10 protein-coding genes and 2 riboswitches are annotated in these 13,194 nt (G+C 48.0%); of the genes, 3 read left to right on the top strand and 7 right to left on the bottom strand.

Annotation, left to right across the window (positions count from 1 at the left end):
- Nucleotides 1-36: 36 nt before the first annotated feature.
- From MKX68_RS18355 to gcvH, 5 genes are all read right to left on the bottom strand, one after another.
- Nucleotides 37-1,182 carry a mannitol-1-phosphate 5-dehydrogenase gene (locus MKX68_RS18355; RefSeq protein WP_340913457.1) on the bottom strand — a complete coding sequence of 382 codons (1,146 nt, stop codon included), beginning with the start codon at nucleotides 1,180-1,182 and terminating at the stop codon, nucleotides 37-39.
- The gene (locus MKX68_RS18350; protein ID WP_340913454.1) at nucleotides 1,179-1,613 is read right to left on the bottom strand and encodes a PTS sugar transporter subunit IIA; all 435 of its coding nucleotides are present in this window, start codon (nucleotides 1,611-1,613) and stop codon (nucleotides 1,179-1,181) included. The genes MKX68_RS18355 and MKX68_RS18350 overlap by 4 nt, the downstream gene beginning before the upstream one ends.
- The gene (locus tag MKX68_RS18345) at nucleotides 1,610-3,712 is read right to left on the bottom strand and encodes a BglG family transcription antiterminator (RefSeq protein ID WP_340913452.1); all 2,103 of its coding nucleotides are present in this window, start codon (nucleotides 3,710-3,712) and stop codon (nucleotides 1,610-1,612) included. The genes MKX68_RS18350 and MKX68_RS18345 overlap by 4 nt, the downstream gene beginning before the upstream one ends.
- 38 nt (nucleotides 3,713-3,750) lie before the next feature.
- Nucleotides 3,751-5,205, bottom strand: a complete 1,455-nt coding sequence (locus MKX68_RS18340) for a PTS mannitol transporter subunit IICB (protein ID WP_315938449.1) — start codon at nucleotides 5,203-5,205, stop codon at nucleotides 3,751-3,753.
- Between the two features lie 419 nt (nucleotides 5,206-5,624).
- Entirely contained in the window at nucleotides 5,625-6,017 is a 393-nt protein-coding gene (gcvH, locus tag MKX68_RS18335; RefSeq protein ID WP_047844042.1) for a glycine cleavage system protein GcvH, read from the bottom strand.
- Nucleotides 6,018-6,360: 343 nt separating this feature from the next.
- Nucleotides 6,361-6,483: riboswitch (glycine riboswitch) on the top strand.
- 3 nt (nucleotides 6,484-6,486) lie between these two features.
- Nucleotides 6,487-6,587: riboswitch (glycine riboswitch) on the top strand.
- 217 nt (nucleotides 6,588-6,804) lie between these two features.
- Here gcvH and gcvT point away from each other — a divergent pair.
- The 3 genes from gcvT (at nucleotide 6,805) to gcvPB (ending at nucleotide 10,870) form a co-directional block, all read left to right on the top strand.
- Nucleotides 6,805-7,941 (top strand): glycine cleavage system aminomethyltransferase GcvT, encoded by a 1,137-nt coding sequence (gcvT, locus tag MKX68_RS18330; protein ID WP_340913449.1) that lies wholly within the window; start codon nucleotides 6,805-6,807, stop codon nucleotides 7,939-7,941.
- On the top strand, nucleotides 7,938-9,293 hold the full coding sequence (gcvPA, locus tag MKX68_RS18325; RefSeq protein WP_340913448.1) for an aminomethyl-transferring glycine dehydrogenase subunit GcvPA: 1,356 nt from the start codon (nucleotides 7,938-7,940) through the stop codon (nucleotides 9,291-9,293). The genes gcvT and gcvPA overlap by 4 nt, the downstream gene beginning before the upstream one ends.
- A gap of 137 nt (nucleotides 9,294-9,430) precedes the next feature.
- On the top strand, nucleotides 9,431-10,870 hold the full coding sequence (gcvPB, locus tag MKX68_RS18320; RefSeq protein ID WP_340915430.1) for an aminomethyl-transferring glycine dehydrogenase subunit GcvPB: 1,440 nt from the start codon (nucleotides 9,431-9,433) through the stop codon (nucleotides 10,868-10,870).
- Between the two features lie 295 nt (nucleotides 10,871-11,165).
- Here the strand turns inward: gcvPB and ptsP are convergent, their stop codons facing one another.
- Nucleotides 11,166-12,878, bottom strand: a complete 1,713-nt coding sequence (gene ptsP, locus MKX68_RS18315; protein ID WP_036617013.1) for a phosphoenolpyruvate--protein phosphotransferase — start codon at nucleotides 12,876-12,878, stop codon at nucleotides 11,166-11,168.
- Nucleotides 12,871-13,146: an HPr family phosphocarrier protein gene (locus MKX68_RS18310; protein WP_036617010.1), complete on the bottom strand. Its 276-nt coding sequence runs from the start codon at nucleotides 13,144-13,146 to the stop codon at nucleotides 12,871-12,873. The genes ptsP and MKX68_RS18310 overlap by 8 nt, the downstream gene beginning before the upstream one ends.
- Nucleotides 13,147-13,194: the final 48 nt, after the last annotated feature.

The raw sequence follows: 13,194 nt of genomic DNA, 5'->3' as shown, positions 1-13,194 counted from the left end.
TGCCTCATCTATACTGTTAGCTGGCTGCCACTGTTCTTACATTTGGTTATACTGGGCAACAGCCTGTTCAAGCACCGGATGATGCTCATCCATGGACGTATAATGATGCAGTGCAGCTGTAATCCCCTTCTGGCGGATCATGTTCTGCAGTTCAACTGCTTCCGGATCATCGGAGACATCGAACTTGCAGGCTGCTGCCATACCCATAGCCAGATAAGTCGTATCAGTTCCATCCGCATATGCCTGAAGGGCCGGGCGAACCAGACGATCATTCGGAGACAACTTGCGCAGCGGGGAACGACCAACTCGAGTAACCTCATCGGTAAGATACGGGTTGACAAACCGTCCCAATATTTTGACAATATACTGCTCATGTTCTTCCGGGTTGAATGCAAACCGTTTCACCAGAACTTTTCCGGTTTCCTGCAAAGCACCGTATACAATCGATTTCACCTTCTCGTCGGCAATAGCCTTCTGAATCGTGTCATACCCGTGAACATTACCTATATAAGCTGCAACGCAGTGTCCTGTATTAACAGTGAACAACTTCCGTTCGATATACGGCTCCAGATCATCGACATATAGAATGCCCTCAACCGGTTTGAATGCAGGAGCCATCTGGGAACGATCCACCACCCACTCGTAAAAAGGCTCCACCTGTACATGCAACGGGTCTTCATGATGCTGAATAGGCACAATCCGGTCTACGGCCGAGTCGGGAAAATAAATGTACTGATCTGCGAGGGAACGTACCTCTTCATTGAGCAAAGCATATACATGTTCTTTCAATTGTGTACTGGCTCCAATGGCGTTCTCACAAGCAATAATGTGAAGAGGGTTTTGAGCAGGACCGGAATTCAGTCTTTTCTCAAGTCCTTTCGCAATGCCTGGTGCAATATGCTTTAGCACACCTACGCCCACTGCGGTTGTAATCAGATCAGCTTCCACAACGGTTTGGGCAACCGTCTCCAGTTGGGTTCCATCGATTGCATTTACACCTGTGACGGTCTCCTGATCCTTGCTCTCGTTAGCCAGTTCCACCGTATATTGCCCCCGTTGCTGGAGAGCTGTTACCAAGGTCTGATTGACGTCGGAGAAAACCACCTCATAACCCGCACGGGAGAGGATCAACCCGATAAACCCGCGACCAATGTTACCTGCGCCAAAGTGTAGGGCCTTCATAGCTCCATTTCACTTTCCAGAATAGCGATAACTTCTTCGGCTGTTTTCGCCAGACGCAAGGCATCCATATTCTCATCCTCAGCACAGATCACCGCGATGCTAGTCAAGATCTCCATATGTTCCCCGCCTTGAGCCGCGATACCAATGACCATATAAGCCTTTTCTTCGCCAAAATCAACACCCTGTGGATACTGAATGACAGAGATACCTGTGGATAAAATGAAAGCTTTGGATTCCTTCGTACCATGCGGAATAGCCAGGCCGTTCCCTACATAGGTCGAGACAATCTCTTCACGTTCGATCATCTTCTCAATGTAATCAGCGGTAATATGTCCCGCATCCTTCAGAATCTGTCCAGCCATGCGAATCGCTTCGTATTTGTCCTGAGCCGTCGCATTCATGATGACTTTATCTGTTGTTAACATACTCATAATGGTTGACCTCCAATTTCGGTTTTACTACGATAAAATCCAACAAGTTCCTGGGACAGGTAATGAATGAGTTCATCCCTGATTCCCTTTTCCAGCAATGTAATCATTTCTTCCTGCAATAACAGGGCGCTGATCTCACTGAGAACCTCCAGGCTTTCCTTGGATAATTCTCTGGGACCGAGCATCAAGAGGACATGGGTAACTCCTGCCGGATCATCCGGCTTACGAAGAAGTGGCTCAGTGAGTTGAAACAAGCTAATGGACGGCCTATAAATTCCCTCACTGCGTGTATGAAACAGCGCAAGTCTTGTGCCGGGAATCTTCTGACTCCCCACTGCCTCACGTGCCTCCAACCGTTTCGCGATCTCCCCCGGTTCCTTCAACACACCAGTTCCATGGAGTACGTTGCACATCGCATACACCGTTTTATAGAATCCAATGTCCAGATTATCCAGCGGGTACACCTGAAACTTGCCAATAATTCGGACGATTTCAACTAAAATAGCTTCCATTCCATCCGGGTCAGAGTAACGACTTGTCGTCTGAACCTCTGCTTCACGGGGCTTATTATGCTGTCGTTGTAATGTTGTTGTTCGGATAAAATGACGCAGACGTTCGCTCTCTTCCGCCGTAAGCAGTGGACTCACCTTGTAATACTGATGCTCATCCATCGGCAGATCGACAGTGGATAAGACCAGATCATATTGATCTGTAGGTATCCGGGCAGCCTCGTACCAGGACACGCTATCCATGATCCGAATCTCGGGAATCTCCTTGGATAATCGGCTAGACAGCATGCGTGATGATCCAATTCCGCTTGTACACACGATGATCGCCCGGATCTCCCGTTTCAATGCACGTAACCTCTCGATGGAAGCTCCAAAGTGCATAACCAAGAAACCAATCTCCTCATCCGGAACGTCTGTGCCTGGCCAAGCTTGCCCCACAGATTTTTTGACATCTTCAAAAAGTGAATCATAATCCTTGCGAATCTGCTGCAAAAGCGGATTACGAATCATCTGTTGTCCTTCAATTCGCTCCATGACAGGTTGCATGTGACCAAGCAAACCTTCACGAAGCAAACGATCCTCATGAAAGGCGTAATGCGTTCTCGCCTGCATCTGATCAATCAGTGAATGTACCCTGTCCAGTAAAATCAAGTCGTCTATTGGCAACAGCCGCGAAGAGTGAATCCGCTGCTCTGTCTCAATTAATAGTCTATGAAAATAAGCTTGCTCATCTTGGGAGAATGTCAGCCCCAGCTGGGTGGATAACACACCACACAAGCGGGAAGCCATATAAGGTGGAACCTTCATTTCATCCTGCTCTGCGACTTCATCTCCCTTGTTCACCAGGGGAGGTATACGGCCAATGCCAAAGCCTTTACGAATCCGTACAACCGCTACGGATAATTGAATCAGCAACTTCATGTATTGGCGTTCCGGGATGTTCTCCAGCCATTCGATATCTGGTTGCCATAACGCATTCTCGACCGTAAGCACATCACCGTGCCCAATCATATCCAACAGTTTTTGGTTTGCGATGGAGCCTCCCTGTTCTGGCTGTCTTCCGAATAGGTCGGACTCATCCAGAAATTCGAGAGCAAGTGCAGCTATGGCTGTGCGATGAATCGTCTCACTTCCGTTAATCTTGACGCCATATCCACGTCTGCGAACCAGCTTCAGTCCCGCCTGACGAATTCGTGACTCCAGATCGTCCAGATCAGTGGTTACGGTGGATACGGTCACTTTCAGATCCGAAGCCAAGGCGAGTAACTTTACAGGCTCCGGTTCATCCAGCAGGATGCAAAGCATGAAGAGCTTACGCTCTTCCGGCGTAAACTCTACATATTCTTTACCCTCTAGTTGCTGGCGCAATATAGCCAGATCATCGGAACCAGCATCAATTCGGATACCGGTTCCTGATTTTTTTTCCAGCCTCATGCCCAAAGGTTCAAGCCATTGTTCAATCATTTGCAGCTCCCGGTGAACCGTTCGGGTACTGACCTTTACTTCAACGGCGATTTCGCCAGCAGTTACTTCATGTGGATGCTCCAGCAGGAACTCCACGATTTCACGTTGTCTTTTGGTAATACTCATATCTCAGCCTCCGGCTCAGGGAAAACGAATGCGTGCAATTACTTTAGACGTTCAACGAGCGCATCGTATTCCGGGCTTTTTAGGAAGTTGTCGATGGATATATGTTCTGCGTTCGGCGCAACGGAGCGGGCACGATCGGTTAATATTTGTTGTGTGATGACCACATCTGCATCCGGCGGGATATCACTGATAGCCGTATTGGTCACCGTAACGTCAATCCCCTCTGCCTTCATCTTCTTGCGTAGAATGGAAGCACCCATGGCGCTCGACCCCATGCCTGCATCACAGGAGAAGACAATTTTCTTCACGTCTGTTTTGACTGTAGAAGAAGCCGTATCTGCGGCTCTGTCTGCTTCACGATGGTTAGCCGTAATGCCAGCGTTTGGAACGGTTCCTTGACTCTTCATATCTTTCATCCGACTGGATGCGGACTCCAGATCTTCGTCCTTTTGTTTACCCGTTTTCAGCAACACTGCTGCTACCAGGAAGGAAACGACGGCTGCTACAAGCACCCCTGCGAGCATTGGCAGATATCCACCTTTCGGTGTTAAGAGGAAATACGCGATAATACTACCCGGTGATGGTGCTGAAACAAGTCCTGCTCCGGTGAGCATAAATGTTAATGTACCTGCGACGCCACCCGCAATTGCGGCAAGAATCAGAATCGGTCTCATCAAAATGTAAGGGAAGTAGATCTCATGAATTCCCCCGAAGAAATGAATGATAACGGCACCTGGTGCAGAAGATTTGGCCATTCCGCGTCCGAAGAAACAGTAAGCAAGCAAGATACCAAGTCCCGGACCCGGGTTCGATTCAAGCATGTATAATACGGATTGCCCTAACTCTCTCGCTTGATCTGTTGCAATTGGTGTCAGAATCCCGTGGTTGATTGCATTGTTCAGGAACAATACTTTACCTGGTTCAATGATTAGGTTGACCAGCGGCAGCAAACCAAGATTCATTAAGCCTTGTACCCCGGCAGATAATACTTTGCTAATTGCTTCTACAGCAGGCCCGATGCCCAGTAGCGCAAAAATCCCCAAGATCCCGCCAATAATACCGGCTGAAAAGTTGTTAACCAGCATTTCAAATCCGGCTCTAACTTTACCTTCGATCGATTTATCAAACTTTTTGATGATCCATGCTGCCAGTGGTCCGGCAATCATGGCACCTAGGAACATCGGGATATCACTACCCACGATGACCCCGATGGTCATAATGGCACCCACGACACCACCACGCTGACCATGCACCATCGTACCACCGGTGTAACCAATTAACAGTGGCAGCAAATATTTGATCATCGGATCGACTAGCTGCGCAAGCGTCTCGTTAGGGAACCAGCCTGTTGGAATGAACAGAGCCGTAATTAATCCCCAGGCAATAAACGCTCCCATATTCGGCATGACCATACCACTCAGGAATCGGCCAAAACGCTGAACACCTACCCGTAGCCCACCTTTGGAATTGGACGATTGGTCCAAATTACTCATTGTATTATCCTCCTTGGATCAAGTGATTATGATTTATGAAAGGGGTATCATTTCTCCCCTGCTGTAATCCTAAGCGAGAATGCTCTCCTGTTCAATCAAATGAAAGCGTACTTTCGTCATGAACAATGATGACAACATTAGGTTATGTAATCGTTTTAATTGATGCATAATGTCTGAACCCACTGGTACACAAGGCTTTTTTTGCCTATGACTTTTATCATTTCCAAAATCAATTTCTAACCTATAGCTTGGTCTAGTCAGGCGATTCACATCCACAATCTGCTTCAATCCGCATTGGAAACCATTCTCGGAAAGCACAAAAAACCTGTGCAAGCCTCAGGCTCACACAGGTCGAAACAATATAAAGTTCATTTCAATTTATGATAAAATGTATGTTAATAAGTACAAGTTCGTTGATACTATTCTTCCGTATGTTTACGATACGCGTCTGCATTCATCAATGTAGACAATGCTGCTGTCAGATCTCCCTCAACACGGATTTCAATCATCCAGCCTTCCTCGTATGGAGAGCTGTTGACAAGTTCAGGGGAGTCCTGCAACGAATCATTCACTGCAATAATTGAACCAGTGACGGGAGAAAACAAGTCCGAAACCGTTTTGACCGATTCGATCGTTCCAATGCTGTCCTCTGCTTTTACATTGGTTTCAAGGTCAGGCAATTCCACAAACACAATGTCACCCAGCTGATGCTGCGCGAACTCGGTAATGCCAATACGTACAGTATCCTCCCCTACGGTTTGCACCCATTCGTGCTCTTCACTGTACAGGAAATCACTTTTCAATTCGCTCATCGATATCCGCCTCGCTTTTCATTAATGAGTACATGCGTTCTTTGACCTTAACCTTTTTCCCAGAACATAGCGTATGATATTTATGAATCAAATGTCAAGATACCTCACAATTTATTTGCTGAACACCTCTAAATCCTGTAACCCGATTACACTCTTTCTTCATATACTGGTGAACATTACAATAGTAAGCGCAGTCTTTTTAAATACACGAACAATAATATTTAAGATAAATTAAATATTCGGTTTTTAGTTATGATCTATGACATCGTTCTTGACATCGGCAGTGGATTCACGTTTTAATGAGAGGAGTAAATGTGTTTATTGGACTATGTTATACCCGCGGATGAATGTAAAGGGAGAGATTACCCGTGACACCCGATTCGGGATGTACATGAGGTAACGCCGAAGGAGTAAACCACCGATAAGCGGGGGTGAATCTCTCAGGCAAAAGGACTTTTACGGGACGCAACTCTGGAGAGCATCTATTCGCCCTGTGCGGGCGTTATGATCACCCAAGGGGAAACCTGCTGCACAACGCAGCGGGGTAACTCTCAGGTACAAGGGACAGAGCCTTAGAATACAGCGTGCTACTTGGCATGCCGATTCTTTGGCCTGTCCTTTTCCTTTTTCCCAAAAAACGAAAAACAGGATGTAGAACGGCGCTGCCATAGCTGCCTTACCATACTTATGTGATGAAAATATCTAGCGGAAAAATGTAAAAATACCATGGTTCATTGATCCACGATTGTATATCCGGCCGGTTGACGGCCCATGACGAGGTGATTTGATGTCCGATTTGCTTAGAACACCACTCTTCCCACTGTATCAGCAATACGAAGGCGTACGGTGCATTGATTTTGGAGGCTGGGAGCTTCCAGTGCAATTTAGCGGAATCCAGAAAGAACATGAAGCGGTGCGTGAGCGTGCTGGACTGTTTGATGTATCCCATATGGGCGAATTCACAGTACAGGGTGAGCAGGCTGAAGTTTTTTTGCAACAAATGATGACCAATGATGTGACCACGCTCGTTCCGGGTCAAGCCCAGTACACCCTGATGTGTTACCCAGATGGCGGTGTGGTGGATGATCTGCTCGTGTATAAGCTGGAAGATCAGCATTACATGCTCGTTGTTAATGCCTCCAACATCGACAAGGATTGGGCGTGGCTACAAGAGCACTTGATCCCTGGCGTAAGCATGACTAACGATTCGGAGCAGACGGCGCTGCTCGCCTTGCAAGGTCCACTGGCTGTAGACATTATCGGGAAAGTTACAGATACGGATGTATCCACGATTGAACCGTTTCGTTTTGTGCAGGATGCCGAAGTCTGTGGAGTAAAATTGCTGTTGTCCCGTACCGGTTATACCGGTGAAGATGGCTTTGAACTATATGTACCTGCGGACCAGGCTGCTGAGGTGTGGAATGGATTAATGCAAGCTGGTGAAGGTTACGGACTGGTACCAACCGGACTTGGTGCCCGGGATACACTACGATTTGAAGCGAAGCTCCCCCTGTATGGACAGGAATTGTCGGCAACCATCTCTCCGCTCGAAGCTGGCGTAGGCATGTTTGTGAAGCTGAATGCCGGACCTTTTATCGGATACGAAGCCTTGTTACAGCAAAAAACTGACGGGCCTGCCCGCAAACTGGTCGGCATCGAAGTGCTGGAGCGTGGTATTCCCCGGCCCCACTATCCGATTTACGCCGAAGGCGTACAGATTGGTGAAGTTACTACAGGCACACAATCACCTACATTGAAGCGTAATCTGGGGCTTGCCCTCATCGACAGCAAATACGCTGCGCTGGGAACCCCGCTGGAGATTGAGATCCGCGGCAAGAAACTAAAAGCCGAGGTCGTGAAGACCCCTTTTCATAAACGGACACGTACGTCGAAGACACCTACTCAAGGAGCTGATCAAGCATGAGCAAGCACCGTTACATTCCCATGACTGAGCAAGATCAGAGCGCCATGCTCGCAACCATCGGTGTGGATACGCTGGAGGATCTGTTTCAGGACATTCCAAAAGAGATCCGTTATCAGGGCGAGCTGCCCGTATCCTCCAAACTTGATGAATATGCGCTGACACGTCACATGTCCAAACAAGCTGGTGCCAACTCCAATTTCGAAACACACGCCAGCTTCCTCGGCGCAGGCATATATGATCATCATGTTCCTTCCGTCATCAATCATGTCATTTCCCGTTCCGAGTTCTACACTGCCTACACACCTTATCAGCCTGAGATCAGCCAAGGTGAACTACAGGCCATTTTCGAATTTCAATCCTACATCTGTGAATTAACAGGTATGGCTGTAGCCAATGCCAGCATGTATGACGGCGCAACTGCCTTTGCAGAAGCAGGTAATCTGGCCGCAGCAGCAACACGTCGCAAACAGCTTATCGTATCCCGTACCGTTCATCCGGAAGCCCGTCAGGTATTGCAGGCGTATGCGCACGGATTGAGCCTCGAGATTGTTGAGATTGGTTATAAGGATGGCGTCACTGATTGGGATGCCCTGCAAGCCGCCATATCGGACGATACCGCTGCTGTCATGATCCAGAGTCCAAACTTCTTTGGTGCTGTGGAAAATGTAAAACAAGCGGCTGACCTCGTGCATGCGCACAAAGGCCTGCTCGTTGTAAGTGCTAACCCGCTATCGCTGGGTCTGCTGGAAGCCCCAGGCAAGCTGGGTGCCGACATCGTTGTTGGCGATGCGCAGCCCCTCGGTATCGCCGCTTCACTCGGCGGCCCGACATGCGGATATTTCGCCGTATCCCAGCCTCATATGCGCCGAATTCCTGGCCGAATTGTAGGCCAGACAACCGATCGCAATGGCAAACGTGGATTTGTACTCACACTGCAAGCACGTGAGCAGCATATCCGCCGCGAAAAGGCGACCTCCAATATCTGTTCCAACCAGGCTTTGCTCGCGCTTAGCGCATCTGTATATATGTCCATCATGGGTAAACAGGGCATGATCGATGTCGCGGATCTGAATTTGCAAAAGAGTCATTACACCCTGAATACATTAACTGCGATTCCTCGAGTTGGCCTTACTTTTAATGCACCAACATTTAATGAGTTTGTGATTAAACTTCCTGAAGGAACAGACTTGGATACTCTTCAGTTGAAACTGCTGGATGCAGGCTTTATTGGTGGCTACGAACTCGGACGTGATTATCCGGAGCTTGCCGGACATATGCTGATTGCTGTTACGGAACGGCGCACTAAGGAAGAGATTGACGAATTCGCACGAGCATTGGAGGGATCACTGTGACTCAGGAAACGACGACGACAACGACAACATCGGTACAAGGACAATCGGTAACAGGTACCTCTTTCTCCACTTCGGCTCAATCTGAGACAGATACAACATTCAGTGCACAGACCTTATCTCCTGCTCCGGAACAATCATTGATTTTTGAACTCAGCAGCCCTGGACGTGTCGCTTATTCCTTGCCAGAATGTGATGTTCCTCGTCAGGCTGCCGATACGTTGATTCCCCGGGAAATGCTCCGTTCGGAAGCAGCAGCACTGCCGGAAGTGTTTGAGGTAGATGTTATTCGACACTATACTGCGTTGTCCCGCCGGAACTTTGGCGTAGATAACGGATTCTATCCACTGGGCTCTTGTACGATGAAATACAATCCAAAGATTAATGAGGATGTTGCCCGTTATAATGGATTCGCCAAAATCCATCCTTACCAGCATGAATCCAGCATTCAAGGTGCACTTGAATTGTTATATACGTTGCAGAACGACCTTGCAGGTCTGACAGGTATGGACGCTGTAACCCTGCAACCAGCCGCTGGTGCCCATGGAGAATGGACTGGACTTATGATGATTCGTGCCTACCACGAAGGTCGTGGCGAACAACGTACCAAAGTCATCGTACCCGATTCATCTCACGGGACCAACCCGGCAAGCGCAACCGTTGCAGGATTTGAAACTGTGACGATTCCATCCCGCGCAGACGGACTGGTCGATCTGGACGCACTCCGTGCAGCCGTCGGTTCCGATACGGCAGCATTGATGCTGACAAACCCGAATACACTTGGTTTGTTCGAGAAAGATATCCAGGAGATTGCATCCATCGTACATCAGGCTGGTGGCTTGTTGTATTACGATGGCGCGAACTCCAATGCCATTATGGGCATTACCCGGCCGGGTGATATGGGCTTTGACGTGGTGCATCTGAACTTGCACAAAACGATGAGCACGCCTCATGGCGGTGGTGGACCTGGCGCCGGACCAGTCGGTGTGAAGAGCCGTTTGATCCCGTTCCTGCCTAAACCGATGGTGATCAAGAATGATGATGGTGTATATTCACTGGACCGTGAAGGCAATCAATCCATTGGCCGGGTGAAAGCATACTACGGCAACTTCGGTATTCTGGTACGCGCGTATGCCTACATTCGTACCTATGGACCGGAAGGTTTGCGCCGTGTCTCTGAATGTGCGGTACTGAATGCCAACTATATGATGGCACGTCTCGCACCTTACTACGAGATTCCATATCCAGGTGTATGCAAACATGAATTCGTCATGTCTGGTCGGGGATTGAAGCAGTATGGTGTGCGTACACTGGATGTTGCCAAACGATTGCTTGATTTTGGATATCACCCGCCTACGGTGTACTTCCCGCTCAACGTGGAGGAATGCATCATGATCGAACCGACGGAAACCGAAAGCAAAGAAACACTGGATGGGTTTATTGATACGATGATACGGATTGCCAAAGAAGCGGAAGAGACACCTGAGTTGGTACTGAACGCACCTTATGGTACACCGGTCACTCGTCTTGATGAGACTACCGCAGCCCGCAAACCTGTACTGAACTGCGCTTGCAGTTAATTAAATCATTGTTAATACGAAAGCTCTTGCTGATGTTCTAATCAGCAAGAGCTTTTTGTGTTGCCTTCCCCTTTAAAGATGCCACTCTTACAGCTCACCATCATCCTGTTAGAACATGTCTCAAACGAAGGCAAGCTATAGTCCGATGTATACCAGTGTCCGAATCACATTATCCTGTTCATAACAAAAAAAGCCGATATCCACATGAATCGCGGATACCGGCAAAATCGCTGCATCAATGCAGCTCATTATCGGAAAAAGAAAAACCTCAAATCCGGAGGAAACCCCGGCAAAATTACGCTTTAATGCTTTGAACCAATTCAACGACTTGTTCAGCCGTTTGCATATCCAGAGCTTTAGCAGCCAGTTCCTGCATATCCGCACGGGACAGTTTGGTGATCTGACTACGAGCTGGCAGAATGGAAGTTGCGCTCATGCTGAACTCATCCAATCCAAGACCAAGCAACAATGGAATTGCTGTTTCGTCTCCTGCCATCTCACCACACATGCCAACCCATTTGCCTTCACGATGCGCTGCATCGATAACCATTTTAACCAAACGCAAAATGGCTGGGTTGTAAGGTTGGTACAGATAAGCCACTCGTTCGTTCATACGGTCAGCAGCCATTGTGTATTGAATCAGATCGTTCGTTCCGATACTGAAGAAATCCACTTCTTTGGCAAATTGATCCGCCAGAACTGCAGTCGAAGGAATTTCGACCATGATTCCAAGTTGAATGCTGTCAGAAACAGCAATACCTTCAGCAACCAGCTTCTCTTTCTCTTCGAGCAAGACAGCTTTTGCTTCACGGAATTCACCAAGTGTTGCGATCATTGGGAACATGACACGCAGGTTTCCATGTACACTTGCACGAAGCAATGCACGCAATTGTGTACGGAATATATCCAGACGGTCCAGACACAGACGAACTGCGCGGAAGCCGAGGAATGGATTCATTTCTTTTGGCAGATCCAGGTATGGAAGCTCTTTGTCTCCGCCGATGTCGAGTGTACGAACAACGACAGGTTTGCCTTCCATTTTTTCCAGTACCGCTTTGTAAGCATTATACTGGATGTCTTCGGAAGGAAGCTTGTCTCTGCCCATGTAAAGGAACTCGGTACGGTACAGGCCTACAGCCTCGCCGCCATTCTCCAGAACACCCGTTACATCATTTGGTGTACCAATGTTGGCTGCAAGTTCAACATGAACGTTGTCCACTGTTACCGTTGGCTCATCACGAAGTTTTCTCCACTCTGCACGTTGTGCATCATACTGTTCCTGTTTGGCACGGTATTCAGCAATAACTTCATCAGTAGGGTTAACCAGTACGTGACCATCCAGACCATCAACAATAATCATATCGCCTTGTTTCGCCTGAGCCAAGATGTCCTTGGTTCCAACAACAGCTGGAATTTCAAGAGAGCGCGCCATGATCGCCGAGTGAGAAGTACGTCCACCAATGTTGGTTGCAAAACCTTTAACAAATTGGCGATTCAATTGAGCCGTGTCGGAAGGTGTTAGATCCTCCGCAAGCACGATCACTTCTTCATTGATCTCAGCCGGACTCATGAAGTCGATACCAAGCAAGTGATTTAGCACACGTTTGGTAACGTCACGCATATCTGCTGCACGTTCCTGCAGGTATGCACTCTTCATGTTCTCAAACATGGAGATAAATTGCGATGCCGTTTCGTTCAAAGCAAATTCTGCATTGATCATGTCATCCGCAATTCTAGCTTTAACCGGATCAATTAGTTCCGGGTCATTCAGAATGAGCAAATGCGAAGCAAAAATTTCAGCTTTTTTCTCGCCAAGCTCTTGTAAAGTACGCTCTTTGATCGCCTCAAGCTCAGCCTGGGATTTACCCAGAGCTGAGTCGAGTTTTGCGATCTCTGCGTCAACGTCGTTAATTTGGCGTTTTTCTACAGAGTAGTCAGGATGCTCCAAGATAAACGCCTTGGCGATAGCAATACCCGCCGAAGCCGCGATCCCGGAGACATTAAGCATTAATTTCGCCCAACCCTTCGTTAACCATAACGTCAGTCAAAGCTTGAAGAGCTTCAGCTTCGCCTTCGCCTTCAACGATGATGCTGATAGTGTCGCCTTGTTCCAATCCGAGGGAAAGAACACCCAGGATGGATTTCAAAGTTACTTTTTTACCGTTAGCTTCTGCAAAGGATTCTGCACCTTTGAATTTGTTTGCTGTATTAACCAGGGCTGTCGCCGGACGTGCGTGGATACCATCTTCGTCTGTAATTCTGAATGTTTGTTGCATTACAATCATCTCACTTTCAGTAGTTTGGTTTAGGCATTGCATATATTT

The sequence above is a fragment of the Paenibacillus sp. FSL M8-0212 genome (assembly GCF_038004645.1).
GTDB lineage: Bacteria > Bacillota > Bacilli > Paenibacillales > Paenibacillaceae > Paenibacillus.
This window is presented reverse-complemented; position numbering and strand designations above follow the sequence as displayed.

Excerpts from the sequence above, each read along its gene's own strand:
- MKX68_RS18350 (WP_340913454.1), bottom strand. The coding sequence starts at position 1,613 with ATGAGTATGTTAACAACAGATAAAGTCATCATGAATGCGACGGCTCAG.
- MKX68_RS18310 (WP_036617010.1), bottom strand. The coding sequence starts at position 13,146 with ATGCAACAAACATTCAGAATTACAGACGAAGATGGTATCCACGCACGT.
- gcvH (WP_047844042.1), bottom strand. The coding sequence starts at position 6,017 with ATGAGCGAATTGAAAAGTGATTTCCTGTACAGTGAAGAGCACGAATGG.
- MKX68_RS18340 (WP_315938449.1), bottom strand. The coding sequence starts at position 5,205 with ATGAGTAATTTGGACCAATCGTCCAATTCCAAAGGTGGGCTACGGGTA.
- ptsP (WP_036617013.1), bottom strand. The coding sequence starts at position 12,878 with ATGCTTAATGTCTCCGGGATCGCGGCTTCGGCGGGTATTGCTATCGCC.
- gcvT (WP_340913449.1), top strand. The coding sequence starts at position 6,805 with ATGTCCGATTTGCTTAGAACACCACTCTTCCCACTGTATCAGCAATAC.
- gcvPA (WP_340913448.1), top strand. The coding sequence starts at position 7,938 with ATGAGCAAGCACCGTTACATTCCCATGACTGAGCAAGATCAGAGCGCC.
- MKX68_RS18345 (WP_340913452.1), bottom strand. The coding sequence starts at position 3,712 with ATGAGTATTACCAAAAGACAACGTGAAATCGTGGAGTTCCTGCTGGAG.
- MKX68_RS18355 (WP_340913457.1), bottom strand. The coding sequence starts at position 1,182 with ATGAAGGCCCTACACTTTGGCGCAGGTAACATTGGTCGCGGGTTTATC.